This is a genomic window from Kerstersia gyiorum (assembly GCF_004216755.1).
Lineage (GTDB): Bacteria > Pseudomonadota > Gammaproteobacteria > Burkholderiales > Burkholderiaceae_B > Kerstersia > Kerstersia gyiorum.
In genome coordinates, this window is record NZ_SGWZ01000004.1 from 16,017 (window position 1) to 41,391 (window position 25,375).

Sequence of the window (25,375 nt, forward strand, 5' to 3'; positions counted from 1 at the left end):
ATATTTCAACCTCACAGGAGTTTTCATCCATGCAACAACAAGTACACCCCTCCAAAGTCTGGTTCATCACGGGTGCCGCGCGCGGCATCGGCCTGTCTCTGGCCCGCCAGGCGCTCGCGCGGGGCGATGCCGTGACAGCCACCTCGCGCACGCTGGCCAGTCTGCAGCAGGCGTTCGGAGACAAGCACGAACGGCTGCTGCCGCTGGAAGTGGATCTGGTCAATGAAGCCAGCGTGCAGGCCGCCATTGACAAGACTGTCGCCACCTTCGGGCGCATCGACTGCGTGGTCAACAACGCCGGCTACGGCCAGCAGGGCACCATCGAGGCGCTGAGCGATGCCGAACTGCGCCGCAATTTCGACGTCAACGTGTTCGCGCCGCTGCACGTGCTGCGCCATGCCTTGCCGCATCTGCGCGGCCAGCGCAGCGGGCATGTGTTCAATGTCGCGTCCATCGTCGGCTTTCAGGGCGGCTATGCGGGCTGGGGCAGCTACGTGGCCTCCAAGTTCGCCATCGCAGGACTGACCGAAACGCTGACCGCCGAGCTGGCCGAACTGAACATCAAGGCGACCGTGGTCTATCCCGGCCCGGTGCGCACCGGCTTCCTGTCCAAGGACACGCTGGTCGTGGCCGAGCGTTCCATCGCCGATTACACCGAGGCCCAAGCCTCGCTGGACTTGCACCTCAATGGCCTGGACGGCAAGCAGGCGGGCGACCCGGAGAAAGTGGCCACCTTGATTTTGCAAGCCGCCGCCGTGGCCGAGCCGCCGGTGCACCTGTTCGCGGGCAAGATCGCCAACACCCTGGCCGAGCAGAAGATGCAGGCAGTGCGCAAGGATCTGGATGCGTGGCGCGGCGCATCCGATGCCACGGATTTTGCCGAGTAATTTCGCACGAGGGCGGGCACGCGGCTGGGTGCTGCGTGCCTCTCCGGTGCATCAGGAGATCATACCATGCTCAATGAGTTGCCCGCCGAAAAGGCCTACCGCATCCTCGAATCCGGCCCCATCGTGCTAGTGTCCACCCGCAGCGCAGATGGCCGTGCCAATCTGATGACGATGGGGTTCCACATGATGATGCAGCACGATCCACCCTTGGTCGGCGCGGTCATCGGCACCTGGGACCATAGCTACCGGGCGCTGTCGGACACGGGCGAATGCGTGCTGGCGGTGCCGACGGTGGACCTGGCCGAAACGGTGGTGGACATCGGCAACTGCTCGGGCAATGCACTCGACAAGTTCACGCATTTCGGCCTGACAGGCGCGCCGGCGCAGACGGTCGATGCGCCGCTGGTGCGCGAATGCTGGGCCAACCTGGAATGCCGTGTCGTCGACGATGACTGGACACGCCGCTACAACCTGTGGGTGCTGGAGGTCCAGCGCATCTGGATCGACACTGCGCGCAAGGAAACGCGGTTGATCCACCACCAGGGCGATGGCCGCTTCAGCGTCGATGGCGAGATGCTCGATCTAGGCGAGCGCATGACTAAGTGGCGCTACTTGATGCGCTGACGTCCCAGGCCGCTTGAGCAGCGACAGGCTGGCATCGCCGATGTCGCCGTCTCGAAACCGGACCGGTTCGACGCGGCAGTCTTGCCACGTCAGCAGTCGCTCTGGACGTGCTAAGCAGGTGCACCTTCTGGTTGGAAATTGCCCGCCGGGTGCGAACGCGGACAGGATCGCTTATCAGATGATAAAGGCGAACTATGGCCTTGCGAAAATCTCGTCACCCCAAGGTGAGGCTGAGTCAACGTCGCACCGCTGACCTTGAAGTCGTGTTGATGGTGGTTTGCGCTGGTGGCGCTCCCGCGAATGGATGCAACCTTGGACTGAGTGCTCTTCGGGCTGCATATCGGCCGTTAATCGGACTAAGATGCTGTCATGCGGCAGTCGTTTACTTGCAATCGCGTTCGATCCAACGCGCCTGGGCTTTCTACCGCAACGCTCTTATGTGGCTCCTAGCCCATAACGCCACATCCTCGCCAAGCGGCCTGACGTAGAACTAAACCTGCGTCCTATATAGACTTTCGATCATTAGGTTGTTCTGACTAATCTCTTGACACCGGCCCTTTTTTGTCGCCGGGCCGTTTACCTGGCTTCGGGTGACATGGCTGCCGCCATGTCACAGGCGACGCGCAGCGAGGCTTCGTCGGCAATGCCTTTGCCGGCGATGTCGAAAGCCGTGCCGTGGTCCACGCTGGTGCGTACGATAGGCAGGCCGGCGGTGATGTTCACGCCCTGGTCCAGTCCCAGGTACTTGACCGGGATCAGGCCCTGGTCGTGGTACTGAGCCACCACGATATCGAATTCCCCTTGTCGGGCACGCATGAACACCGTGTCTCCTGGCCAGGGGCCGCTGGCATCGTAGCCCTGCGCCCTTGCCCAGGCGACGGCGGGGGCGATGATGTCCCGGTCTTCCAGGCCGAATTTCCCGCCTTCACCGGCGTGCGGATTCAGGCCCGCGACGGCGATGCGCGGATGCGCCACGCCCAGCTGGCGGCAGACCCGGTGCGCCAGCGCCAGTGAGCGCCGCTGGCCTTCCGGCGTGATGCGCGCCGGAACCTCCGACAGGGCGATATGAATGGTGGCCAGCAGTACGCGCAGGCAGTCGTTGACCAGCACCATGGCATAGTCATCGGTGGCGCAGCGCGTTGCCAGGATCTCCGTGTGACCAGGAAAGTCGACACCTGCCGCCTGCAGTGCTTCCTTATGGATGGGAGCCGTTACGACTGCATGCAGATGCCCGGCCAGGGTATCGTCGATGGCATGGCAAATGGCTTCGTAGGCCGATAGTCCTGCCAGTGCGCTGACCCGGCCCAGCGGCAGCCCGGCAGGCAGCGGAGTGGCGCGCGAGATGACGGGAACGAGGCCGGGACGGAAACAGGCGTCACGGGGGTGGTCTATTTCCTGTATCTCCAGGCTTGCGGCTGCTGCGCCACTGTATGCACGAGCGCGCGCCAGGGCGCCGGCGTCGCCATAGACGATGGCAGGGTAGGGCAGCCCCGTGGCATGGAGTTTCAGCACGAGTTCCGGGCCGATGCCGGCGGCATCGCCCAGGGTGATGCCCAATGGGCGCGAGAGGATGTTCGACATGCCGCCATTATCGCGCTGCAGCGGGGCGCTGCAGCGATCCGGCTGGATTTTGCCTGGCATTTTGGCAGGCGCTGTTGCACAATTCAGACCAGAGGCCGTCTGTACAAGGCCTTGCCTGTGCTTCCGGCCGCCTCAGCCTGTCTTTCTTCCGGTTCGTATGCCCCGCTTTCCTCGCCCCGCTACTTTGCTGCCTGCCGCCCCTGCGGCGCCACGAGTGCTGGCCGGCCTGTCCGGGAGGACGGCATGAAGCCTGAGGAACAGGCTCAGCCCGTGAACGTTCCGACCCGCAATCGGGTGGTGCGCTGGGGATATTTCGTACTGGGGCTGGCGCTGGTCGGCCTGGGGATCATCGGGGCGTTGCTGCCGGTGATGCCCACCACCGTTTTCCTGATCGGTGCCGCCTGGTGCTTTGCGCGTTCGTCACCGCGCTGGGAAAGCTGGCTGCTGAATCATCCTTCCTTCGGCCCGGTATTGCGCAACTGGCAGGCCCGTGGCGCGATCGCGCCGCGAGCCAAGGCCTATGCGTGCAGCGGCATTGCGGCCGGCTACGCCATTTTCTTTCTGTCAGCCAAGCCGGGGTTGTGGCTGGCACTGGGCGTGGGCGCATTCATGCTGGCCTCGGCGGCCTATATCCTGACGCGGCCCAGCGCCTGAGTCCGTTGCGGCATGGCGGCGCGGCCGCAAGCGATGCGTCGATCAGCAGTGCCAGGGCGGCCCGGTTTCTGGTCAAGCGTGCTCATTGCAGCACGCCCGGACGCTGTTAATTTCATCCATTCTGAGTATGCTTGTGCTGCTGCACCTGCTTTTCTTGCGCCAGCGCAACGAAAGCCTGTGGACAAGTCTTGAAAATCTGCGATGTTGCCCGCATCTTTAGCGTATCGGGCCAGATGGCCCCCCTGATTTCTGCTCAAGGTAGATTATGCGATTCGACAAGCTCACCACGAAGTTTCAGCAGGCACTGGCCGATGCTCAGAGCCTGGCAGTACGCAATGACAACCCTTATATCGAACCCGCACATGTCCTGGCCGCCATGCTGGCTGACCAGGACAGTGGTGCGGCCGCCTTGCTGGCGCGTGCCGGGGTGGCGGTAAACCGCCTGGCGCCTGCGCTGGATTCCGCCATCAAGGCCTTGCCCCAGGTGCAGGGCGGCGATGGCAATGTGCAGATCGGCCGTGATCTGCAGGCTGTGCTCGCTCGCACCGACAAGGAAGCGGGCAAGCGTGGCGACGCCTATATCGCCGGTGAACTGTTCCTGCTGGCGCTGACCGACGACAAGGGCCCGGCGGGCCGCGCGCTGGCCGAAGCTGGCCTGCAGCGCAAGGCGCTGGAAAGTGCAATCGACGCCGTGCGCGGCGGTGAGGCCGTGAACGACCAGGATGCCGAAGGCCAGCGCGAAGCGCTGGGCAAATACACCCAGGATCTGACGGAGCGCGCTCGCCAGGGCAAGCTGGACCCGGTCATCGGCCGCGACGACGAAATCCGCCGCGCCATCCAGATCCTGCAGCGCCGCACCAAGAACAACCCGGTACTGATTGGTGAGCCCGGCGTTGGCAAGACTGCCATCGTCGAAGGCCTGGCGCAGCGCATCGTCAACGGCGAAGTGCCGGAAAGCCTGCGCGGCAAGCGCGTGCTGTCGCTGGACCTGGCCGCCTTGCTGGCCGGCGCGAAGTTCCGTGGCGAATTCGAGGAGCGCCTGAAGGCCGTCCTGAAGGAACTGTCCCAGGATGAAGGCCGCAGCATCGTCTTCATCGACGAAATTCATACCATGGTCGGCGCCGGCAAGGCAGAAGGCGCCATGGATGCCGGCAACATGCTCAAGCCCGCGCTGTCGCGTGGCGAACTGCATTGCATAGGCGCGACCACGCTGGACGAATACCGCAAGTACATCGAAAAGGATGCCGCGCTGGAGCGCCGCTTCCAGAAGGTGTTGGTTGATGAACCCGACGTGGAATCGACCATTGCCATTCTGCGCGGCCTGCAAGAGCGTTATGAACTGCACCACGGCGTCGAGATTACCGACCCGGCCATCGTCGCAGCGGCAGAGCTGTCGAATCGCTATATTACCGACCGCTTCCTGCCGGACAAGGCCATTGACCTGATCGACGAGGCTGCGGCGCGCATCCGCATGGAAATCGACTCCAAGCCGGAGGTCATGGACAAGCTGGACCGGCGCATCATCCAGCTCAAGATCGAGCGCGAAGCGGTAAAGAAGGAAACCGACGATGCATCGCTGCGCCGCCTGCAGGCCATCGAGGAAGAACTCGATAAGCTGCAGCGCGAGTACAACGACTATGAGGAAATCTGGAAGGCGGAAAAAGCGGCCGTGCAAGGCACGCAGTCCATCAAGGAAGAGATCGACAAGGTGCGCGCCGAAATGGCGGAACTGCAGCGCAAGGGCCAGTTCGACAAACTGGCGGAACTGCAATACGGCAAGCTGCCTGAACTGGAAGCGCGCCTGAAGGCGGCCGAACGTACGGAAGAGTCTGCGGAAGCGGCTGACAGCGGCAAGCCGCGCCTGTTGCGTACCCAGGTCGGGGCGGAGGAAATCGCGGAAGTGGTGTCGCGTGCCACGGGGATTCCCGTCTCCAAGATGATGCAGGGCGAGCGTGCCAAGCTGCTCAACATGGAGGATTACCTGCACCGCCGCGTGATCGGCCAGGACGAAGCCGTGAGCCTGGTGGCCGATGCGATTCGCCGTTCGCGTGCCGGCCTGGCAGATCCGTCGCGCCCCTACGGTTCCTTCCTGTTCCTGGGCCCGACGGGCGTGGGCAAGACCGAACTCACCCGGACGCTGGCAGACTTCCTGTTCGATTCCGATGAGCACTTGATTCGCATCGACATGAGTGAATTCATGGAGAAGCACTCGGTGGCTCGTCTGATCGGTGCACCTCCCGGATATGTGGGCTACGAGGAAGGGGGTTACCTGACCGAAGCCGTGCGCCGCAAGCCCTACAGTGTTGTGCTGCTCGACGAAGTCGAGAAGGCGCACCCGGACGTATTCAACGTGCTGCTGCAAGTGCTCGATGATGGCCGCTTGACCGATGGTCAAGGCCGCACGGTGGACTTCCGCAATACGGTGATCGTCATGACGTCCAACCTCGGGTCGCACCAGATCCAGTTGCTGGCAGGCGAGCCCTATGAAACCGTCAAGAGCGCGGTGTGGGAAGAGCTCAAACAGTCCTTCCGTCCTGAGTTCCTGAACCGGATCGACGAGGTCGTGGTATTCCATGGCCTGGACAGCAAGCACATCCAGGAAATTGCGTCTATCCAGTTGCAACGCCTGGACAAGCGCCTGCAGCAGCAGGACATGCACCTGGACGTGACGGATACCGCGCTGGCGGAAATCGCCAGGGCAGGCTTCGATCCGGTCTTCGGTGCCCGGCCGCTCAAGCGCGCGATCCAGCAGGAAATCGAGAATCCGGTGGCTCGCCTCATCCTGGAGGGCAAATTCGGTCCGGGGGATGTGGTGCCGGTCGATTGGCGCGAAGGCAAGTTCGTCTTCGAACGCACCCTGCAATAAGCGTATGAGCCAGAAAGGAGGCCACGCTGCCGTCAGTTGGCGTTGACCTCCACGTGGATGTACGCCACGGCCTGCCATTGCGGCAGGCCGTTTTTTTGCGTGGCCCCGGCTTGCCTATGGGGGAACATCATGATTCCTTGGCCCCCGGTTCCTCGCCGTCCCAGCGGCCGCTGCCGCAGCATGCCCAGGGGCGGCGAATGATGGCTGTTTGCTGTTTGCTAGGAGTTATAGGCTGGCGCTGGCGTGGCGTTCTTTTTTTCCCGCCGTGCGGCAATTTTCAGCAGGCGTTGGAAGGTCGGGCATTGCATGTGCGAGGCCGCAGGGCATTCGGCGGCGTGCCGCAGGCCCAGGCTGACAGCGTGCAGGCGTTTGATGGTGGCATCTATGTCATCGGCCCTGGCGGCAAGCAGCTGGCGGTCGACGGCAAGGGCGCCGTCGGGGGTGAGCATGGCGGATATTTCGTCCAGCGCAAGACCGCCCGCCTGTCCCAGCGCGATGAAGGCCAGTTGGTCAAGCACAGCCGGTGCAAAGCGGCGGCGCTGGCCGGCTGCACTGATGGCGGTGATCAGGCCCCGGTTGGCATAGAAGCGGATCGTGGAGGCGGGCAGGCCTGTCTGCCGGGAGACTTCCGATATGTCCATTGAGTTGGCTCCTGAGGTGACGGATTCCTGGCGGCCAGGCGGATGTCCGTGCAGGCTTGACTTGAAGTTGACTTCGACTTTTACCATGTCCGACATGAATCGTTTCTTGATCGGGAGCCGGGCATGGCAAGCTTGACTCCGCTGGAGGTGGCCTGGGCCAGCATGGTGACCGGCATAGGTGCCACCTTGGTGATGGATGTATGGACGCTGCTGCAAAAACGGCTGGGTGCGCCGACGCTGGATTATGCGCTGCTGGGGCGATGGGCGGGCTATCTTTGCCGATATGGGGTGTCGCATGCAGGACGGCAGGCAGATGTACGGCAATGGCAGCCGCTGACTGGCGAGCGCAGTCTGGGATGGTTGCTTCATTACGCCATCGGCGTGGTGTTTGCCACGCTCCTGGTTGCGATGGCTGGCCCTGCGTGGTTGCAGCAACCGGAATGGCTGCCGGCCTTGTGGTGGGGGCTGGTGACTGTCGCGGCGCCTTTTCTGGTCCTGCAGCCCGCCATGGGGGCGGGGATCGCATCATCGCGCACGGCAACCCCCTGGAAAAATCGCTGCCGCAGCCTGCTCACGCATGCAGTGTTCGGCACCGGGCTGTATGCCTCGGCGCAGATTCTGGCATGGGTGCAGACATGATGCTTGCTGGTGGCAGGAACTTTATTGCGTTGGAACGTAAAGCTATACTTTGTCTATATGACCCATTCCGGGTTTCACCATTGAGGTATTCGTCATGCGCCATTAATGCCGCCGTCCCTGTGACGGCCAGTCTCCACCTACCCCTATGAGCAGGGGGAGTTCCTGGCATTTCTGGAGTGACCATGACGAGTCCTTGTACCCATTCCTATACGGGTCCCTATCTCGCGCTGGAAGGCGTGTCTTATGTCTTGCCTGATGGCAGGACGCTTTTTTCCGGTCTTAGCGAACATTTCGACAGGCGTGCCACCGGCCTGGTCGGGCGCAATGGCATCGGTAAATCCGTGCTGGCGCGTCTATTGTCCGGACAACTGCAGCCCAGTGCGGGACGCTGCGTGATGTCTGGCAAGGTGCATTACCTGGCCCAGCAACTGCTACCGGCTCCTGAGGCCACGGTAGCCGGCCTGACAGGCGTGCAAGCCAGGCTGGACGCACTGGCTCGCATCGAGGCCGGCAGTAGCGCAACTGCAGATTTCGAGATTTTGGGCGACGCCTGGGATATCCGCCAGCGGCTGCACGATGAACTGGCCCGCAGCGGGTTGGGCTACCTCGACGAGACCGTCGCTGTCAGCCGGCTCAGTGGCGGAGAAGCCATGCGGCTGGCCTTGATCGGCGCCATGCTGTCGGAAGCGGATTTCCTGGTGCTCGACGAACCGACTAACCATTTGGATGGCCATACCCGGCAGGTTTTGCTTGAGCAGTTGCAGCGTTGGCCGCGTGGATTGCTGGTGCTCAGCCATGACCGCCGTTTGCTCGACACCATGGATCGGATCGTGGAGCTGTCTTCATTGGGCGTGCGCAGCTACGGTGGCAATTACACCTTCTATGCGCAATGCAAGGCGCGGGAGCGGGAGAATGCGATCGAGCGCCTGGAACAGCGCAAGCTGGAGCGTCAGCGAGACGAGCAGATGCTGCGTGAGCAACGCGAACGCCAGGAAAAGCGGCAGGCACGCGGTAACCGCCAGGGACGTGAAGCGAATCAGGCCAAGATCCTGTTGGATCGGCAGAAAGAGCGCAGCCAAGGTTCGGCTGGCAAGTTGCGCCGCTGGCAGGCCGAGGCCAGCGAGCTTGCGGCACGGCGGGTGATCGAAGCTGCCCGGGAGGTTGCCGAGGAAGCCGAGATCGTGATGCATGCGCCTGTTGGCGCATCACATGCGCCCCGTTGCGTTGCCACGCTGGAAGAGGTTGTCTTGCCTTATGTGCAGGGGGCGGCAGGCAGGCTGAGCCTGCAGGTGGCAGGGCAACAGCGGATAGGCGTGGTCGGTCCGAACGGCTGCGGCAAGTCTACCTTGCTCAAGGTATTGGCGGGCCTGCTGGCGCCAGTGGCCGGTCGCTGCCATGTGTCGGTGCCGGCGGTCTATCTGGACCAGGGGCTGGCAGACCTGGCGCCCGAGCGTTCCGTGCTGGTGCAGATGCGTGAACTCAACCGTAGCCTGCCCGAGGGAGAATTGCGCATGCGCCTGGCGCACCTGGGCCTGGATGCTCAGGCGGTGATCCGGCCCAGCGGCAGGCTCAGTGGCGGAGAACGCTTGAAGGCAGCGTTGGCCCGGGTGATGTATGCCGACGTGCCACCCCAGCTGTTGTTGCTGGACGAACCGAATAACCACCTGGATCTGCCGTCGATTCAGGCGCTGGAAAGCCTGTTGCAGGCCTATGCCGGGGCCTTGGTGGTGGTGTCTCATGACGAGGCTTTTCTGGACCAGCTAGGGCTGACCGACCGTTTGCTGGCAACCGGGCAAGGTTGGCACCTGCAAGCGTGGTAGCTGGCAGGAGGGGCATTGGGCGGGGAGCGCGATCATGGCGTCTTCCTGTGGCCCTTGCATAGGGCGGGCGATGAGCCATGGGAGAGCTTGGGAATGGAACTGATCGACGCAGCTGATGGCGGCGCTGATGGATCCGGCGGGCAGAGGGCGTTGAACGATGAACTAGAACGATGGCACGGGTTGATTGATGAGGCTGAATGGATGGCGTTGAATTGACGGCGCTGAAGTGATGTCACTGACCACGGGCCTAAGCGCAAGCCTCGGCCTTCAGGCCGAGGTCAAGCGAGGCATTATCCATACGGCGCCGCAGGCGCCCCCGTATGGTGGCGGAGAAGCTCCGGCCCTCGGGCCGGAGTTCTTCACCGATGACACTGAAGTCATGGAGCGAAATGATGACGATGAATGATGAGTATGGGGCAAGCGGCCGCAAACCGGACGTTGCTCCGGGCGTCGGCCAGGCGGCTGGAGGGGCCGTGGCTGTGCCTGGCGACGGTCGGGTGAGCCCGGCTGCGTTGATGACCTTCGCAGCCGGGGATCCTGGTGAAAATCCGTGGGTACATGGCAAGCCACGGACCTTGCCGGTGCAGGTCACCGATTACGACACGGCCTGGCCGGCGCGGTTCCTGGCGGTGCGTGGCGATATTGCCGAGGCTTTGGGCGCGGTGGCGCTGGCCATCGAACATGTGGGCTCCACCGCGGTGCCGGGCTTGCGGGCCAAGCCGGTGATAGATGTCGATGTCATCGTCGCAGACCCGGAGCGGGAGGAGGGTTATGTGCCGCAGCTGGAGGCCCTGGGTTACACACTGACGGTCCGAGAGCGCTCCTGGTACGGGCATCGCATGTTGCGGCATGATTCCCCTGAGGTGAACCTGCATGTGTTCGGCCCGGATTGCCCGGAGCATATCCGTCACCTGATGTTTCGGGACTGGCTGCGCGAACATCCCCAGGATCGCCAGCGCTATGCGCAGGCCAAGGACACGGCCAAGGTCGGGGCGGATAACGTGCCTGCGTACAATCAGCGCAAGGAATCCGTCGTGCGGGATGTTTACGCAAAGATTTTTGCGTCGCTGGGCTGGCTCCAGGCGGCACGCGAGTCGCACAGCGGGCAGGGCACGCAGGTGGATGCAGAATGAAGAATGCGCCATGGGCGATTCGCGCCTATCGCCCGGAAGATCAGGCGCGCTTATCTGCAATCTGGTTCGCGGCGTCGTCGCAGGCCCATGCGTTCCTGGGCGTCGATTGCCTGAACCGGCAACGGCAGTTGATAGAGGAAACCTACCTGGCTGCCGCAGAAACCTGGGTCGCCTGCCGGGATGGCCGCCCGCTGGGTTTCATCGGTTTGCTGGACGATTTCATTGGCGGGTTGTTTGTCGATCCCGCTGAACAGGGGCTAGGGGTAGGGCGGGCGCTGGTGGCGCATGCCCTGGCACTCAAGGGCAGCCTGCAACTGGAAGTCTATGCCAGCAATCCCGGGGCGCTGGCTTTCTACCAGCGGCTGGGTTTTCTGGAATACGGCAGGCAGGCCGAAGATGGCGAGGGCCTGCCGTTCGAGGTTGTCCGGATGCGCAGCGCAATGCCTACAGATCGGACGATTGCGCCCACAGGTTGATGCCGCTGTCGCCTTGCACCGCGTGGTCGATCGCTTGCAGTTCCTCGGTACTGAAGGCAGTGTTGGCAAGCGCAGCCAGGTTTTCATCCAGTTGCGCGGTGGAGGACGCTCCGACCAGCACTGAGGAAACCCGGTGGTTGCGCAACAGCCAGGCGATGGCAAGCTGCGCCAGGGTCTGGCCACGTTCGCGGGCGATGGCGGCCAGGTCGCGCAGCCGGCGCAGATTGTCTTCCGACAGATGGGACGCATCGAAGGAAAAACGCTTGGAGGCGTGTGCGGCGTTGCGGTCTTGCAGGAAACGGTCGGTCAGCAGGCCCTGAGCCAGGGGGGTAAAGGCGATCAGGCCCAGGCCGGTTTGCTCCAGGGTATCGAGCAGGCCATCTTCTACCCAGCGGTTCAACAGCGAATAGGCCGGCTGGTGGATGACCAGCGGCGTTCCCAGGCTGCGAGCGACTTCCACGGCGCGCTGCGTGCGTTCGGCAGAATAAGACGAAATGCCTACATAGAGCGCCTTGCCCTGGCGCACGATGGTATCGAGCGCGCCTATGGTTTCTTCGATGGGGGTATCGGGGTCGACACGGTGGGAGTAGAAAATGTCTACGTAGTCGGTGCTGAGGCGGCGCAGGGATTCGTCCAGACTGTTGATCAGGTACTTGCGCGAGCCGAAATTGCCATAGGGGCCGGGCCAGTGCGGCCAGCCTGCCTTGGTGGAGACCACCAGTTCGCTACGGTAGGGCCGGAACTCATTGCGTAGCAGGCGGCCGAAGTTTTCTTCTGCCGAGCCATGTGGCGGGCCGTAATTGTTCGCCAGGTCGAAGTGGGTAATGCCGCGATCAAAGGCATGCGTGAGAATGTCGCGCTGCCGGGAAAAGGGATGCTCGTCGCCGAAGTTCCACCATAGGCCGAGCGAAATTGGCGGCAGCAGCAGGCCGCTGTTGCCGACGCGACGGTAGGCGTGGTGGCTGTAGCGGTCGGGGGCCGCTTGCCACGGGCGGTGGATGTCTGGGACGGTGTTCAGGAATCTGACTTCGCGGCTGGTCATGGACAGGAATAGGTGTTCTAGGGAATGCAGGTGGGAGATGCGCCTGCCGGGCAGGCGGCACCTCGTCGGACGCCGGCCAACAGGCCCGGGCATGGGTGGAAATCATTTTAGGAGTGCAGGATCGGGGCGCGATGGACTAACAAGTCATGAGCAAGTGTGCGCTGGTTATGAAGCCTGGCTCGGGCCGGCACGGCAGGGTGCAGGCGCAGTTGCCATGCCGTCCTGAGCATTAGCATATTGCGAAGTGATTATTCAAAAAATGGGGCGGCCCCCATAACCTTGTCTGGTCAATGATTGTTGCCAGACAAGGAACCGCATCATGCCGCAACAGGAAACACCCGACTGGAAATTCGAGACGGTCGCCGTACATGGCGGCTACTCCCCGGAACCGACTACCCGTGCGGTGGCCGTTCCCATCTACCAGACCGCCGCCTTCTCGTTCGACAATACCCAGCATGGCGCGGATCTCTTCGACCTGAAAGTCGAAGGGAATATCTACACCCGCGTAACCAATCCGACCAACGCCGTGCTGGAAGCGCGCGTGGCGGCGCTGGAGGGCGGTGTCGGTGCGTTGGCGCTGGCGTCGGGCCAGGCTGCGGTGACCTATTCGATCCTGACGCTGGCCGAGGCGGGTGACAACATCATTTCCGCCTCCACGCTCTACGGCGGCACCTACAACCTGTTTGCCCACACCTTGCCGCAGTTCGGCATCCAGACGCGCTTTGCCGATGGCGCCGATCCGGCATCCTTCGACGGGCTGTTCGATACCCGCACCAAGGCCGTGTTCGTGGAATCCATCGGCAATCCGTTGGGCAACATTACCGATATTGCCGCCATTGCCGAGATCGCGCACCGCCATGGCGTACCGCTCATCGTTGACAACACGGTGGCCACGCCTTATCTATTGCGGCCCATCGAGCATGGCGCGGATATCGTGGTTCATTCGCTTACCAAGTATCTGGGCGGGCATGGCACGACACTGGGCGGCGCCATCGTGGATTCGGGGCGCTTTCCGTGGGCCGAGCATAAGGACCGCTACCCGCGCCTCAATGAACCCGACGTCAGCTATCACGGCGTGATATTTACCGAGGCCCTGGGTGAGGCCGCTTACATCGGGCGGGCGCGGGTCGTGCCGCTGCGCAATACCGGTGCGGCGCTGTCGCCTTTCAATGCTTTCCTGATCCTGCAGGGCATAGAAACCCTGGGCCTGCGCCTGGATCGCATCAACAGCAACAGCCTGGCAGTCGCGCAGTTCCTGCAGGCACATCCCAAGGTGGAATGGGTCAGTTATGCAGCGCTGCCTGGTCATCCCGACCATGCCCTGGCGCTCAAGTACCTGGGCGGGCAGGCGTCTGGCGTGCTGACGTTCGGCGTCAAGGGCGGGCGTGAAGCTGGCGCCCGTTTCCTGGACGCATTGCAGCTGTTTACCCGCCTGGTGAATATCGGCGACGCGAAGTCGCTGGCGACGCACCCGGCCTCCACCACGCATCGTCAGTTGTCGGCAGAAGAGCTGCTCAAGGCTGGCGTGCGCGAGGAAACCGTGCGCCTGTCCATAGGCATTGAACACATCGAAGATTTGCGCGCCGATCTCGACCAGGCCCTGGCCCGTATTTGATTCCATGGAAGGCATTGCGCCTTTCCTCCCCCCCATTGCAAAGCAGAGTTGTTTGCCGTTATGTTGAAAATCAAGAAAACCTTGTGGGCCGGCGTGATCCTTGCGCTGTCGTTCGGTGCAGCCGCCGAAGCCCAGACCACGATACGCCTGGGCATCAGTGGTGGCGTTATGGAAGATGTGGCTGAAGCTGCCAGCCAGGCAGCCGCCCGGGAGGGAGAAATCCGGATCAAGCCGGTGGTGTTCACCGGGCATCTCAATGCCAATGGCCCGCTCAATGACGGCGATCTGGATGCCAATGCTTTCCAGCATGAACCCTACCTGCGCGGACAGGTGCGAGCGCATGGCTACGCGTTGGCTCCGGTCGCGCGCACGCTGAGCGCGCCGCTGGGTATCTATTCGCGCAAATACAAGTCGCTGGAAGAACTGCCGGAAGGCGCGCTGGTGGGTATTCCGGGCGACGATACCAATCGCAATCGGGCCTTGCTGCTGTTGCAGCATTACGGACTGATCACGTTGCGCGCCGATCTCGATGTCAACAAAGGGGACAACGCGACGGCGCTGGATATCGTGGCCAATCCCAGGAAGCTGGACATCCGTGAGATCGACTCGCTGATCCTGGCACGCGCCCTGGATGATGTCGACGCCGGAGCGATCATCACGGCGGAAGCGTCGCAGGCCGGGCTGTTGCCGGCGCGTGACGCCATTGCCATCGAGCCGCCTGGCGGTCCGTATGCCAATGTGCTGGTGGTGCGCGAACAAGACCGCGAGCAACCCTGGGTGGCGCCGCTGACGCGAGCCTTCCAGTCCGACGAAGTCCGCCAGTTGCTGGCCACGCGCTACAGCGGCACCCTGCTGCCGGCATTCTAAGCCCCGGCCCTGCTGTTACCGTCTTGCAGGGCCTTTTTCATTTTCCCGTTCCGGATCGTTCATTGCCATGAGTCTTGATCTTCATAACGAAAGCCTGCCCATTCTCGACCTGTCGCTGCTTAATGGCGATGCCGGGCAACGCGAAGCCTTCCTTGCCGATTTGCGCTATGCCGCCCGCGAGATCGGCTTCTTCTATATCAAGGGCCATGGCATCCGGCCTGAACTGCTGCACGCGGTGAAACAACGGGCACGCGAGTTCTTTGCCCTGCCGCAAGCTGACAAGCTGGCGGTGCAGATGATCCATTCACCGCATTTCCGTGGCTATTCGCTGGCGGCGGCGGAGTACACGCGCGGTCACCAGGACTGGCGCGAACAGTTCGATATCGGTGCCGAACGCGCAGTGCGCGACATCGGGCCGGGTAGCCCGCCGTGGGCACGCCTGCAGGGGCCCAACCTGTGGCCCGACGCGGCCTTGCCCGAGCTGCGTCCGGTGTTGCAGGAATGGCAGGCGGAAATGACGCGCACTACGCTGCGCCTGTTGCGGGCTTTTGCGCTGGCGCTGGGGCTGGAGGAAAACGCATTCGACGCGCTTTATGGACGCGAACCGAATGAACATGCCAAGATTATTCGCTACCCCGGCCGCGAGCAAACCAGTAGCGACCAGGGGGTGGGGCCGCACAAGGACAGCGGCTTGATTACTTTCGTGCTGCAGGACGAGCAGGGCGGCCTGCAGGTGGAGGGCAAGGATGGCCGCTGGATAGATGCGCATCCCATAGAAAATACCTTCGTGGTGAATATCGGCGAGTTGCTGGAATTGGCGACCAACGGCTACCTGCGCGCCACCGTTCATCAGGTGATTACCCCGCCCTCGGGGCGCGACCGCCTGTCCGTAGCCTTCTTCCTGGGCGCCAGGCTGGATGCCGAAGTGCCCCTGTACCGCCTGCCGTCAGAATTGGCGGCGCAGGCACTGGGCCCGGAGACAGATCCGCTCAATCCCTTGTTGCGCCAGGTCGGCCTGAATTACCTGAAAGGGCGGTTGCGCTCACATCCGGATGTCGCGCAGCGTTATTACGCGGACGTACTGGACAAGACCGGCGTGCACGCCTGATTACCTGGCCGGCTGACAGGCCGGCCTGCCCCGTACCCCTCAGCCGGCAGGTCGGCCGGCTGCAACGACTCATCGGAGTAAGAGACATGCATCCGCTTTTCGATTCCAAATAGGAGGACATGGCGCCTGCTGTATCGCATCCTGCCAGCCGTATGGCACGCTGGCGTCGCCTGCTGGCTGGCGCCATGGTCTGTTTCGGTGCCAGCCTGGGCGCGACCGCCTGGGCGCAAGCGCCATTGATCGTGGCGGCTGATGCGATCCCGCATGCGGAAATACTGGAGCAGGTGGGGCGTGTTGCCCCGGATCTGAACCTGAAAATCATTGAAATACCCAATGGCGTGAACCCCAACGCTTTGCTGGCAGGCGGTGACGTGCAGGCGAATTTCTTCCAGCATGTGCCGTATTTGCGTACCCAGGAGGAAGCGCTGGGGCAGAAGTTCGCCGTGGTTGCCACCGTTCATATTGAGCCGCTGGGTATTTATTCGCGCCGTCATACCTCCCTGAAGAATCTGCCCGAGGGGGCGGTGGTGGCCTTGCCTAATAATGCCAGCAATCTCAGCCGCGCTTTGTTCCTGCTGCAGGACCAGGGCCTGCTGAGCCTGCGTCCAGGCCTGGAGGACCCGGCCAGCGGCCTGGCGACGCTTGCCGATATCGCCGGGAACCCACGCAAGTTGCGCATTTCGGAGGTGGAATCACCCTTGCTGCCGCGAGTGCTGCCAGATGTCGATCTGGCGATCATCAATGGCAACTATGCGCTGGAAGCCGGGCTCAAGCCTGCGACCGACGCCCTGGCACTGGAGCGCGTGGCAGGCAACCCCTATGCCAATGTGTTGGTGACTTCACAGGCGCTGGCGCAGGACGCGCGGGTGGCGCGGCTGGCGCAAGTGCTGGAATCGCCGCAGATCGCCACCTATATCCGGGACCGCTACGAGGGTTCGGTGATCCCGGTGCATGAGGCCCGTCCTTAGGCAGCAGACCCGATATCTGCCGTTCCTGGCTGCTCGTACGCCGGCGGGTGGGCAGCGTGTTGCGGAGCGATTCCCTGACTGGCCTGGACCGGGGGGATGATGACGCCGCCGCAGACTACCACAATGATGTCATGCAGCCCTGCCAGAACACCGGCCTGGTCGTAGGCCAGCGCCAGGCTGGCGCCGCAGGCCGGTTCCACCAACAGACGGTGGTCATCAAGGAAATGCTGGCAGGCAAGCAGCGCCTCGGTATCGCTGACGACTGCAGGACGGGTGGGGTGGGCCTGCCCCAGCTGAAAGGCCTGTTCGCAGACCTGTTTGGCGGCCAGCGAGCTGGCCACGCTGGTAATGTGTTCCAGCGCGACACGCCGGCCCGTCGCCAGGGAGCGGGCAAAGGCATCGGCGCCGTCGGTTTCCGCAGTGATCACTGGAACATGGCCCCAGCCATTGCGGCGCAGGCCTTCGACCACACCGCAAAACAGCCCGCCACCGCCCACGGACAGGAGGATGGCGTCGGGCGCGGCGGTCGAGGCAGCGAGTTCGTCGATCAGCGACGCATGGCCCTGCCACAATAGGGGGTCATCGAACGGGTGGATGAAGGCATCCGTTTCCGTCAGCAAGGATTGCGCCAGGGCATTGGCTTCATGCCAGGCAGCGCCATGCACGATGAGTTGCGCCTCTTGCCGGCGAATGCGTTCGCGAGCGGCTTCCGGGGTGGATTCGGGCACGACGACCACAACGGCAATGCCCAGATGGCGTCCGGCATGAGCCACGGCAATGCCGGCATTGCCGCCGGAGGATGCGACAAACCGTTGCTTGCCCTGCTGCGCGTAGCGCGCGCAAGCCAGGCCGATGCCGCGTATCTTGAACGATCCCGGCGGCTGCAGTATGTCCAGCTTCAGGCGGATGCGGCGCCCGGCAGCACGGCTGATGGGTTCAGATTCGATCAACGGGGTATTGATATGTAGGGTCATTGGTGCGGGCAGCGGTAAACAGGCGATTGCAAAAGGGTGTGCGGCCAGTGTACGAAATAGCGAAAATGGCGATAATCATCTATTCATTCAAATAATATTTGCGCCATGAGCACAAATCAGGAAATGACCCTGCTGGCGGAGATGGCCGTATTTGCCAAGGTGGTCGAGGCCGGCAGTTTTTCCGCTGCGGCCCGCCTGCTTGGCAGCACGCCTTCGGCCACCAGCCGGGCCGTCGCGCGGCTGGAAAAGGCGCTGGGCACTCGGCTATTGCAACGCACGACCCGCAAGCTGCGCCTGAGTGAAAGCGGGCGCGATGTCTATGCCGGTTGCCAGGACATGGTGCACGCTGCGCAGGCCGTTGTGGCGCGGGCGGGGCGTTTTGATGAAGTGCCGCGTGGTCTGGTGCGCATGAGCGTGCCCAAGGCAGTGGGGCATTTCGTGGTGCATCCGCACATGCCGGAATTCCTGCGCCGCTACCCCGAGGTGGATGTGGAACTGCGCCTGGATGACAGGCCGCTGGATCTCATTGAAGACGGCATGGATCTGGCGATCCGGATTACCGATCAACCCCCGCCCGGCCTGATGGGGCGGCCCTTGCTCGCGCTAGAGCACAAACTGTGCGCCAGCCCCCGTTATCTGGCATGCCATGGCATGCCGTTGCAGCCGCAGGACCTGAAGCAGCACAGCTGCATCTATCTCGGGGAAGTGCCCGGGGACGCACGCTGGAAGTTCGTGCGTGGCGGTAAGACCGTCACGGTGCAGGTCAGAGGGCGTTATGCCGCCAACCATACCGGCGTGCGGCTGGACGCTGCCCTGAAGCACCTGGGGATAGCCAGCCTGCCGGATTTCACCGCACGCCAGGCGCTGCGCGAGGGCCGTATCGTACAGGTGCTGCCAGATTGGTCGTTCAAGACCTCGTACAGCGGCGATGTATGGGTACTATATCCGCCTACCCGGCATCTGCCGCCCAAGCTGCGCGCATTGATGACCTTCCTGGCGGAGCGTCTGGGACAGGAACCTGTCCAGGCCGATGAGGCCATGCCTGGCTGAGCATGCTGCGCCACGACCGATCAAGCATTTTCCGATTTTTCCGAGTTCTTACGCATGACATCACCATTACCCACCTTTTTCATTTCCCATGGCGGCGGCCCCTGGCCCTGGATGGACGGCATGCTGGACGGGCCCTATGCCGGCCTGGCGCAGTCGCTGCGGCGCCTGCCCGAAGATGCCGGCGGCGCGCCTCGGGCCATCCTCATGGTGTCGGCCCATTGGGAGGCGCCGGCGTTTACCGTGCAGTCGCATCCGCGCCCGCCGATGATCTATGACTATTACGGTTTCCCGGAACACACCTATCACGTCGAATATCCCGCGCCCGGGGATCTGGGATTGGCGCTTGAGGTCGAAAACCTGATCCGTGCGGCGGGCCTGCCTGTGGCCTGTGATGCGGAACGGGGCTATGACCATGGCGTCTATTCTCCTATGGTGGTGGCCTATCCCGACGCCCGTATGCCCATCGTGCAATTGTCCTTGATGGCCGGGCTGGAGCCGCAGATTCACGTGGCCTTGGGGCGGGTGCTGGCGCCTTTGCGCCGCGTCGGCGTCCTGATCATAGGCAGCGGTCTGAGCTATCACAATCTGCGTGCCTTCGGCCCGCAGGCTCGCGAGAGTTCCACCGCCTTCGATGCCTGGCTGTGTGAGGCCATGGCCCTGCCGGCGCAGGCGCGCACCCAGGCGCTGCTGGATTGGGAATCAGCACCTTATGCGCGCCAGGTGCATCCGCGTGAAGAACACCTGTTGCCCTTGATGGTGGCGGTCGGAGCGGCCGAGCACGAGCCTGCGGCGCTGAGCTATCACGAGACCGGCTTCCGGGGCGGCGTGACGGTATCGAGTTTTCGTTTCGGCGCCGCGGCTGTTGCATGAGGTGCGCTGCCGCACGCTGACGTGCCTGTATCAGGCGCCGGTAGGGGGAACGGCCCGGTTTGCCGCGACAGGTAAAATTTCTTTTTTCGTGCGCCGCGTGCCGTTCAGCCGGCGGCTGTGGCGCTTTAAATATTGGCTGGATGGAATGGGACAATGAGCAAGAAAATCCGGATAGGCATTGCAGGTTATGGCAATCTGGGCCGTGGTGTGGAGTCCGCCGTGGCGCAGAATGCCGACATGGAACTGGTGGGCGTGTTTTCGCGGCGCCCGCCGGCGAGCGTGAGCTTGCTGGATGCCTCCGTACCGGTATACCCCTGGGATGACATCGAGAATTTCCGCGATGCGATCGACGTGCTGATCCTCTGTGGCGGATCGCGCACCGACCTGCCCGAACAGGGGCCGGCACTGGCGCGCGCGTTCACGACTGTAGATAGCTTCGATACCCATGCCAGGATTCCCGAGTACTACGCTGCCGTCGATGCCGCGGCACAGGCGGGCGGCAACGTCGCTTTGATCTCTGTGGGCTGGGACCCGGGCCTGTTCTCGCTGAATCGCCTGTTCGGCGAAGCCATCCTGCCCGAGGGCGCCACCTATACGTTCTGGGGCAAGGGCCTGAGCCAGGGGCACTCCGATGCGGTGCGCCGTGTGCCGGGCGTGAAGGGCGGCGTGCAGTACACGGTGCCGGTCCCGCAGGCCGTGCAGCGTGTGCGCGATGGCGAACAGCCGGTGCTGAGCACGCGTGAAAAGCACAAGCGCGAGTGTTTCGTGGTGCTGGCCGAGGGTGCAGACCAGGCGCAGGTGCGCGACGCCATCGTGACCATGCCCGATTATTTTGCTGATTACGACACCACGGTGACTTTCATTTCCGAGGAAACGCTGCGCCGCGAACACAATGCCATGCCGCATGGCGGCTTTGTGATCCGCAGCGGCACGACGGGGACGGGCAACAAGCAGATCATGGAATATGCACTGGCGCTCGACAGCAATCCGGAGTTCACCTCCAGTGTGCTGGTTGCCTATGCGCGTGCCGCCTATCGCCTGAAGCAGGCTGGCGAGCGTGGCGCCCGCAGCGTATTCGACGTGGCTCCGGGGCTGCTGTCGCCGAAATCAGCGGCCGAATTGCGCAAGGAATTGCTGTAATCCGCAGGCGGCTGCCATCGCAGCGGCAACCGCCGTGTTGCTGCTGCGATGGCGCATGGTGAAATGAGAAAATCGGGCTGCCGTCGCAGTCCGTATGGATTGCCTGGTTTGTTTTTGCGTTGCCTAGGGAGATGCCCTTGGCATTGCCGCCACAGTCGGCCCAGGGCGGGTCAGAGCATGACCGTGCCGCTGATGCAGATGCTGCTCTGGCCGCCCACCCAGACCTGGCCGCTGTCGTCCTGAGACAGGTGCACCTGTCCGGCGCGTCCTAGGTTGATGCCTTGGCTGGCAAGATAGGGGGCGGCGATATGCCCGCGCTGGATCAGCCATTGCGCCAGGCTGGCATTGAAACTGCCCGTGATCGGGTCTTCCGTCAGGGTGCTGCCGCTATTGAACCAGACCCGTACTTCCAGGTCGGTGGCGCCGGTATCCGGATGGCGTGCGGCGACACCCAGCTGAATGCCCTGCGCATGCAGCGCCGGGAGATCGGGTGTCAGGCCGAGCACGGTCTCGGGGTTGTCCAGCAACAAAGCCCAGAATCTGGGGCCATTGAACAGGATCGCGCTATCTTGCACCTGTTGCGCCGACAGGCCTGCCGCTTGCAGCACGGCCTGGTGTTGCGGTTCGCTGATCGGGCTGCATTCCATGGAAGGGGCGGCAAACGCCCATAGTCCGTTGGCTGGATCGCGCCGCAAGGGCACCAGGCCCTTGGCGCATTCCTGTATGACCAGGCCCTCGGCCTGCGGCTGGCCGCCGCCGTTCAACCAAGCATGGCAACTGCCCAGCGTCGGATGTCCGGCAAAGGGCAGCTCGCCGCCGGGCGTGAATATCCTGACCCGGTAGTCGGCCCCGGCAGCTCGTCCAGCCGTACTGGGGGGCAACAGGAAGGTGGTTTCCGAAAGATTGGTCCAGTTCGCGAAACGCAGCATGGCCGCGTCGCTGATACCATCGCTGTCCAGCACGACAGCCAGGGGGTTGCCCATATAAGGCTGCGCCGAAAAGACGTCTATCTGCATGAAACGGCGTGCGCGTACTGAGGTCATGGACATCATCCTGGTTCGGAAGGAGGCAGCGCTAAGCAGGCAGTTTCAGGCAGGGCAGGGCCACCGGGTTGTTGGGCGTCAGTCTCCCAGCGAGGTTTCTTCCACCCCGTAGTACTTCACGCCGATCCGAATGCGCTCGCGGCCCTGGTCGCGGCGGTGGCGGTTGGTGTCGCGCAGCGAATATACGCAGCCGCAGTATTCCTGCTGGTAGAACTGTTCACGCTTGCTGATTTCGATCATGCGCGCCGAACCGCCGCCCTTGCGCCAGTTGTAGGTCCAGTAGACCAGCTCGGGATAGCGCGCGGCGGCGCGTTCGCCGCAGCCGTTGATCTGGTTCATGTCCTTCCAGCGGGAAATGCCCAGCGAGCTGGTGATGGTGTCATAGCCGTGCTCATGGGCATAGAGCGCGGTGCGCTCGAAGCGCATGTCGAAGCAGGCCGTGCAGCGCACGCCACGCTCGGGTTCGTTTTCCATGCCTTTGACACGATCGAACCAGTTGTCCATATCGTAGTCGGCGTCGATGAACTTGATGCCGTGCTGCTCGGCGTAGCGGATATTTTCTTCCTTGCGGATTTCGTATTCGCGTACCGGATGGATATTCGGGTTGTAGAAGAAAATGTCGTACTCGATGCCCGAGACCAGCATGGCCTCCATGACTTCGCCCGAACAGGGGGCGCAGCAGGAATGCAGCAGCACTTTCTTGCGTCCAGTGGGCAATTGCAGCGGTTTGCGATTGGCGAGGGTATCTGTAGTCGTCATGGCGTGCGTGCCGGGCGCATGCGGCGCCGGCCTTCAATGCGTATCCGGAACCCTGCATTTTAGGCTGAATCAGCAGCAGTATCCATGCCGGCTTGCACGGGTGTTTCATTCCTGCCCAGGCTTTCCCTGATGGCGGCGCAGGCTGCCGCCAGGCGAGGTAAGTCAATGTTAAAAAGTATGTCCGGCCAGCACGCGGTTTGAGGCGCCAGCGAGCGCCTGTCTGCGTGGTTCATGCTCGCCATATAGCCAGGAATGAAACAAGGGGAAGGGTATGTCGGAATACACGGGATACCAGGGATACGATGATGAGTTCTCAGGGGTTTGTGTCGCGATTTCAGGCGCGGCGGGCGGTGTCGGCCATGTGCTGGCACGCCGGCTGCTGAGGGCGGGCGCGAAAGTCGCTGCGTTCGATCAGCTGGGGGAGAGCCTGCAGCCGCTGGCGAGTGACGCCGGGCCGGCGCAATTGCATATGGCCAACCTGGACGTCAGCGACGCCGCTGCGGTGGAACTGGCGGTGGCCGCCGCAGAGCAGATGCTGGGGCCGGTGGAAAAACTGGTGAGCGCAGCCAGCCTGTTGCAGATCGGACGCATCGTTGATGTCGCACCTGCCCATTGGGCGCGGGCCTTCGAGGTGAATACCATGGGGGCCTTCAACTTCAATCGCATCGTGGCTAGCGGCATGATGGCGCGGCGCCGGGGGGCGATCGTGAATATCGGTTCCAGCGCGGCGGCAACGCCCAGGGCGGGCATGGGGGCCTATGCCGCCTCCATGGCGGCGGTGGCTCAGCTTACCCGGTGCCTGGCGCTTGAACTGGCAGGCTACGGTGTGCGTTGCAATATCGTCTCTCCGGGCGATACCGAAACCATCCAGCCTTACGCCAGGCTGCAACAGGGTTTGTCGCGGGAAAAGTTGATCGAAGGGGAACTGGCCCACTATCGGTTGGGCATTCCGCTGCGCAAGCTGGCGACAGCAGATGAAGTGGCTGATGCCGTGCTGTTCCTGTTGTCCGACCGCGCCAGTCACATCACCTTGCACGATCTGCGCGTGGATGGCGGTGCTACGCTGGACCAGTGACGCGGGCGGGTAGGGCTTGCGTCCGGGCCGCCACGTCGTCACATGACTGGCGGCGCCAGCGCGACCGGCCGTCTGGCAAGGCACAACGGGCAAGGATTGCGCAGCGCTGTTCAAAATTTGCTCAGTCAATCAAGCCTGCGCGTCATTGTTGCGTTTGCATGACATATGCCAAGCTTTTCCACCGACTTATTCACAGGCCTTGGGGATAAGTTTCGGGCCTGAAACAGGCCTGGCGAAAATGGCCGAGGCCAGTCTGCACGCCGTTGGCAGGGGAATCTGCGCGATTGGGCGAGGCTTGCGCTTGGCAGTAATAGGGGTATATTGCCGGGAAGCTGGCAAGCCGGTGCAAAAGAACATGTCAAACAGGGAAAATGGGTAGCTTTCCTGTCCCGGAAACAAAGATTCCTTCATATTCAGGCATGCCGCTTGAGTCATCTTAAGTTTGTGAAGATCTGTTGGGAAATCTTCAACTTAAAAATAGAAACGATTCGCATCCTGAGTTGCGGTCTTGCCTGTGCTGTGCTAAAAAAATGATTTCCAAACGTATCTTTTGAATACTTTGGAAATTCCTGGAACATTCTTCGCTGTTGTCCTATGCAACAAGCCTATCTGGATAAGCAGGACATGAACATCACGCCGCCTGCGGGCGAGCCGCGTGTCGACGCCTGCCCCTATGCAAAATCCGTTTCCTTCCTGATCGTCTCCGGACCGACCGTGCTGCGCCAGGTACTGCCGGCGCTCGCCCTGGCGGCGCCCTTGTCCGTGCATTTGGCGGCAGATGGCGAATCGGCCTGGAATTTCGTTCTGCATGAGCGGGTGGACCTCGCAATCATCGACGCCGGGCTGCCGGAAAATGACGGTTTCACGCTGTTGACCCGCCTGCGTCGCCGTTCCGATATGCCAGTGCTCATGCTGATCGAAAGCGACGGTGACACCGAGCGCCTGATGGGTCTGCGTTGCGGCGCCAGCGATTACGTGCGCAAGCCGGTGGATTTCGATATCCTCTGGACCCGCTTGCATGGCTGCCTGCGCCGCCAGGTAAGCCAGGCCGACGCGGCCAGCCGCTATCTGCAAGTGGGCGATCTGAGCCTGGATTCTGCTTCGTCGGAAGTGCGGGTCGGTGGCAATCAGATTTACCTGACGGCGGCGGAAACCAGCATACTCACGGCCCTGATGCGTCGGCCCGGCGCCATGATCAGCCGCGAGCACCTGACGGAAACGGCGCTGGGCCGCTCCATCGAACCGCTGGATCGCAGCCTCGATACCCACATCAGCAATCTGCGGCGCAAGCTGGGCCTGCGCGCTGGCCAGGAAGGGCGGCCGCAGATACGCAGCTACCGCAATCGGGGTTATGCCCTGATGATGCCGGCCGACGACGCGCCGGCCTGAGACCTGGGCGCAGGTACTGCGCTCCCCTATACACAGAGGTGGCGCTATCCGACTCCGGGCGCCGCCCAGACCCCTGCCACAGGAAGGCTTCCAGTGGCAGGGGTTTTTTGCATCTTGGGCGCGTGTTTTTGCCGCCATTCAGCTACTTGCAAGT

General features: G+C 62.8%; 24 protein-coding genes. 18 read left to right on the top strand and 6 right to left on the bottom strand.

Features of this window, described 5'->3' with window-relative positions:
* Window positions 1–29 precede the first annotated feature (29 nt).
* A complete protein-coding gene (locus EV679_RS12075) occupies window positions 30–887 on the top strand; it encodes an SDR family oxidoreductase (RefSeq protein WP_130487359.1) in 858 nt (285 codons plus the stop codon).
* A gap of 66 nt (window positions 888–953) precedes the next feature.
* Window positions 954–1,511 (top strand): flavin reductase family protein, encoded by a 558-nt coding sequence (locus tag EV679_RS12080; RefSeq protein ID WP_130487360.1) that lies wholly within the window; start codon window positions 954–956, stop codon window positions 1,509–1,511.
* 576 nt (window positions 1,512–2,087) lie between these two features.
* On the opposite strand, the gene pdxA is transcribed toward EV679_RS12080, so the two are convergent.
* A complete protein-coding gene (gene pdxA / locus EV679_RS12085; protein ID WP_068370990.1) occupies window positions 2,088–3,092 on the bottom strand; it encodes a 4-hydroxythreonine-4-phosphate dehydrogenase PdxA in 1,005 nt (334 codons plus the stop codon).
* A gap of 243 nt (window positions 3,093–3,335) precedes the next feature.
* Between pdxA and EV679_RS12090 the strand changes: the two genes are divergently transcribed.
* Entirely contained in the window at window positions 3,336–3,746 is a 411-nt protein-coding gene (locus EV679_RS12090; protein ID WP_068370539.1) for a YbaN family protein, read from the top strand.
* Between the two features lie 265 nt (window positions 3,747–4,011).
* The gene (clpB, locus tag EV679_RS12095; RefSeq protein WP_068370540.1) at window positions 4,012–6,612 is read left to right on the top strand and encodes an ATP-dependent chaperone ClpB; all 2,601 of its coding nucleotides are present in this window, start codon (window positions 4,012–4,014) and stop codon (window positions 6,610–6,612) included.
* Window positions 6,613–6,830: 218 nt separating this feature from the next.
* Here clpB and EV679_RS12100 read toward each other — a convergent pair whose 3' ends face one another.
* Window positions 6,831–7,253: a helix-turn-helix domain-containing protein gene (locus tag EV679_RS12100; RefSeq protein ID WP_130487361.1), complete on the bottom strand. Its 423-nt coding sequence runs from the start codon at window positions 7,251–7,253 to the stop codon at window positions 6,831–6,833.
* Window positions 7,254–7,376: 123 nt separating this feature from the next.
* On the opposite strand from EV679_RS12100, the gene EV679_RS12105 reads away from it, so the two are divergent.
* The 5 genes from EV679_RS12105 to EV679_RS12120 all read left to right on the top strand — a co-directional run bounded on the left by EV679_RS12105 (window position 7,377) and on the right by EV679_RS12120 (window position 11,321).
* Window positions 7,377–7,892: a DUF2938 domain-containing protein gene (locus EV679_RS12105; RefSeq protein ID WP_240733232.1), complete on the top strand. Its 516-nt coding sequence runs from the start codon at window positions 7,377–7,379 to the stop codon at window positions 7,890–7,892.
* Window positions 7,893–8,074: 182 nt separating this feature from the next.
* Window positions 8,075–9,712: an ABC-F family ATP-binding cassette domain-containing protein gene (locus tag EV679_RS12110; RefSeq protein ID WP_130487362.1), complete on the top strand. Its 1,638-nt coding sequence runs from the start codon at window positions 8,075–8,077 to the stop codon at window positions 9,710–9,712.
* Between the two features lie 93 nt (window positions 9,713–9,805).
* A complete protein-coding gene (locus EV679_RS17975; protein ID WP_274519717.1) occupies window positions 9,806–9,928 on the top strand; it encodes a hypothetical protein in 123 nt (40 codons plus the stop codon).
* Window positions 9,929–10,077: 149 nt separating this feature from the next.
* The gene (locus EV679_RS12115; RefSeq protein WP_242611481.1) at window positions 10,078–10,845 is read left to right on the top strand and encodes a GrpB family protein; all 768 of its coding nucleotides are present in this window, start codon (window positions 10,078–10,080) and stop codon (window positions 10,843–10,845) included.
* Window positions 10,842–11,321, top strand: a complete 480-nt coding sequence (locus tag EV679_RS12120) for a GNAT family N-acetyltransferase (protein WP_068370546.1) — start codon at window positions 10,842–10,844, stop codon at window positions 11,319–11,321. The genes EV679_RS12115 and EV679_RS12120 overlap by 4 nt, the downstream gene beginning before the upstream one ends.
* Here EV679_RS12120 and mgrA read toward each other — a convergent pair.
* Window positions 11,290–12,363 (bottom strand): L-glyceraldehyde 3-phosphate reductase, encoded by a 1,074-nt coding sequence (mgrA, locus tag EV679_RS12125; protein ID WP_130487363.1) that lies wholly within the window; start codon window positions 12,361–12,363, stop codon window positions 11,290–11,292. The two genes, EV679_RS12120 and mgrA, sit on opposite strands and share 32 nt — an antisense overlap.
* Before the next feature lie 319 nt (window positions 12,364–12,682).
* On the opposite strand from mgrA, the gene EV679_RS12130 reads away from it, so the two are divergent.
* The 4 genes from EV679_RS12130 to EV679_RS12145 all read left to right on the top strand — a co-directional run bounded on the left by EV679_RS12130 (window position 12,683) and on the right by EV679_RS12145 (window position 16,921).
* Window positions 12,683–13,978 carry an O-acetylhomoserine aminocarboxypropyltransferase/cysteine synthase family protein gene (locus EV679_RS12130; RefSeq protein ID WP_130487364.1) on the top strand — a complete coding sequence of 432 codons (1,296 nt, stop codon included), beginning with the start codon at window positions 12,683–12,685 and terminating at the stop codon, window positions 13,976–13,978.
* A gap of 60 nt (window positions 13,979–14,038) precedes the next feature.
* Window positions 14,039–14,845 (top strand): MetQ/NlpA family ABC transporter substrate-binding protein, encoded by an 807-nt coding sequence (locus EV679_RS12135; RefSeq protein WP_068370551.1) that lies wholly within the window; start codon window positions 14,039–14,041, stop codon window positions 14,843–14,845.
* Window positions 14,846–14,912: 67 nt separating this feature from the next.
* Entirely contained in the window at window positions 14,913–15,953 is a 1,041-nt protein-coding gene (locus tag EV679_RS12140) for an isopenicillin N synthase family dioxygenase (RefSeq protein WP_068370555.1), read from the top strand.
* Window positions 15,954–16,072: 119 nt separating this feature from the next.
* Complete coding sequence (locus EV679_RS12145) at window positions 16,073–16,921, top strand: MetQ/NlpA family ABC transporter substrate-binding protein (protein ID WP_207224928.1); 849 nt, start codon at window positions 16,073–16,075, stop codon at window positions 16,919–16,921.
* On the opposite strand, the gene EV679_RS12150 is transcribed toward EV679_RS12145, so the two are convergent.
* The gene (locus tag EV679_RS12150) at window positions 16,918–17,895 is read right to left on the bottom strand and encodes a pyridoxal-phosphate dependent enzyme (RefSeq protein ID WP_130487365.1); all 978 of its coding nucleotides are present in this window, start codon (window positions 17,893–17,895) and stop codon (window positions 16,918–16,920) included. The two genes, EV679_RS12145 and EV679_RS12150, sit on opposite strands and share 4 nt — an antisense overlap.
* A 105-nt stretch (window positions 17,896–18,000) precedes the next feature.
* Here EV679_RS12150 and EV679_RS12155 point away from each other — a divergent pair, with 105 nt between their 5' ends.
* The 3 genes from EV679_RS12155 (at window position 18,001) to EV679_RS12165 (ending at window position 20,955) form a co-directional block, all read left to right on the top strand.
* A complete protein-coding gene (locus EV679_RS12155) occupies window positions 18,001–18,945 on the top strand; it encodes a LysR family transcriptional regulator (protein WP_130487366.1) in 945 nt (314 codons plus the stop codon).
* 54 nt (window positions 18,946–18,999) lie between these two features.
* On the top strand, window positions 19,000–19,815 hold the full coding sequence (locus EV679_RS12160; protein WP_130487367.1) for a DODA-type extradiol aromatic ring-opening family dioxygenase: 816 nt from the start codon (window positions 19,000–19,002) through the stop codon (window positions 19,813–19,815).
* A gap of 153 nt (window positions 19,816–19,968) precedes the next feature.
* Entirely contained in the window at window positions 19,969–20,955 is a 987-nt protein-coding gene (locus tag EV679_RS12165) for a diaminopimelate dehydrogenase (protein WP_068370570.1), read from the top strand.
* A 170-nt stretch (window positions 20,956–21,125) separates the two neighbouring features.
* Here EV679_RS12165 and EV679_RS12170 read toward each other — a convergent pair whose 3' ends face one another.
* A complete protein-coding gene (locus EV679_RS12170; protein ID WP_415777674.1) occupies window positions 21,126–22,007 on the bottom strand; it encodes a PhzF family phenazine biosynthesis protein in 882 nt (293 codons plus the stop codon).
* A 69-nt stretch (window positions 22,008–22,076) separates the two neighbouring features.
* The gene (locus EV679_RS12175; protein ID WP_130487368.1) at window positions 22,077–22,757 is read right to left on the bottom strand and encodes an epoxyqueuosine reductase QueH; all 681 of its coding nucleotides are present in this window, start codon (window positions 22,755–22,757) and stop codon (window positions 22,077–22,079) included.
* Window positions 22,758–23,028: 271 nt separating this feature from the next.
* On the opposite strand from EV679_RS12175, the gene EV679_RS12180 reads away from it, so the two are divergent.
* Entirely contained in the window at window positions 23,029–23,832 is an 804-nt protein-coding gene (locus EV679_RS12180) for an SDR family oxidoreductase (protein WP_068370578.1), read from the top strand.
* Between the two features lie 594 nt (window positions 23,833–24,426).
* Window positions 24,427–25,221 carry a response regulator transcription factor gene (locus tag EV679_RS12185; protein ID WP_068370580.1) on the top strand — a complete coding sequence of 265 codons (795 nt, stop codon included), beginning with the start codon at window positions 24,427–24,429 and terminating at the stop codon, window positions 25,219–25,221.
* Window positions 25,222–25,375 lie beyond the last annotated feature (154 nt).

Coding starts and splice junctions, on each gene's coding strand:
- EV679_RS12075 (WP_130487359.1), top strand. CDS start 30: ATGCAACAACAAGTACACCCCTCCAAAGTCTGGTTCATCACGGGTGCC.
- EV679_RS12080 (WP_130487360.1), top strand. CDS start 954: ATGCTCAATGAGTTGCCCGCCGAAAAGGCCTACCGCATCCTCGAATCC.
- pdxA (WP_068370990.1), bottom strand. CDS start 3,092: ATGTCGAACATCCTCTCGCGCCCATTGGGCATCACCCTGGGCGATGCC.
- EV679_RS12090 (WP_068370539.1), top strand. CDS start 3,336: ATGAAGCCTGAGGAACAGGCTCAGCCCGTGAACGTTCCGACCCGCAAT.
- clpB (WP_068370540.1), top strand. CDS start 4,012: ATGCGATTCGACAAGCTCACCACGAAGTTTCAGCAGGCACTGGCCGAT.
- EV679_RS12100 (WP_130487361.1), bottom strand. CDS start 7,253: ATGGACATATCGGAAGTCTCCCGGCAGACAGGCCTGCCCGCCTCCACG.
- EV679_RS12105 (WP_240733232.1), top strand. CDS start 7,377: ATGGCAAGCTTGACTCCGCTGGAGGTGGCCTGGGCCAGCATGGTGACC.
- EV679_RS12110 (WP_130487362.1), top strand. CDS start 8,075: ATGACGAGTCCTTGTACCCATTCCTATACGGGTCCCTATCTCGCGCTG.
- EV679_RS17975 (WP_274519717.1), top strand. CDS start 9,806: ATGGAACTGATCGACGCAGCTGATGGCGGCGCTGATGGATCCGGCGGG.
- EV679_RS12115 (WP_242611481.1), top strand. CDS start 10,078: ATGACACTGAAGTCATGGAGCGAAATGATGACGATGAATGATGAGTAT.
- EV679_RS12120 (WP_068370546.1), top strand. CDS start 10,842: ATGAAGAATGCGCCATGGGCGATTCGCGCCTATCGCCCGGAAGATCAG.
- mgrA (WP_130487363.1), bottom strand. CDS start 12,363: ATGACCAGCCGCGAAGTCAGATTCCTGAACACCGTCCCAGACATCCAC.
- EV679_RS12130 (WP_130487364.1), top strand. CDS start 12,683: ATGCCGCAACAGGAAACACCCGACTGGAAATTCGAGACGGTCGCCGTA.
- EV679_RS12135 (WP_068370551.1), top strand. CDS start 14,039: ATGTTGAAAATCAAGAAAACCTTGTGGGCCGGCGTGATCCTTGCGCTG.
- EV679_RS12140 (WP_068370555.1), top strand. CDS start 14,913: ATGAGTCTTGATCTTCATAACGAAAGCCTGCCCATTCTCGACCTGTCG.
- EV679_RS12145 (WP_207224928.1), top strand. CDS start 16,073: ATGGCGCCTGCTGTATCGCATCCTGCCAGCCGTATGGCACGCTGGCGT.
- EV679_RS12150 (WP_130487365.1), bottom strand. CDS start 17,895: ATGACCCTACATATCAATACCCCGTTGATCGAATCTGAACCCATCAGC.
- EV679_RS12155 (WP_130487366.1), top strand. CDS start 18,001: ATGAGCACAAATCAGGAAATGACCCTGCTGGCGGAGATGGCCGTATTT.
- EV679_RS12160 (WP_130487367.1), top strand. CDS start 19,000: ATGACATCACCATTACCCACCTTTTTCATTTCCCATGGCGGCGGCCCC.
- EV679_RS12165 (WP_068370570.1), top strand. CDS start 19,969: ATGAGCAAGAAAATCCGGATAGGCATTGCAGGTTATGGCAATCTGGGC.
- EV679_RS12170 (WP_415777674.1), bottom strand. CDS start 22,007: ATGATGTCCATGACCTCAGTACGCGCACGCCGTTTCATGCAGATAGAC.
- EV679_RS12175 (WP_130487368.1), bottom strand. CDS start 22,757: ATGACGACTACAGATACCCTCGCCAATCGCAAACCGCTGCAATTGCCC.
- EV679_RS12180 (WP_068370578.1), top strand. CDS start 23,029: ATGTCGGAATACACGGGATACCAGGGATACGATGATGAGTTCTCAGGG.
- EV679_RS12185 (WP_068370580.1), top strand. CDS start 24,427: ATGCAACAAGCCTATCTGGATAAGCAGGACATGAACATCACGCCGCCT.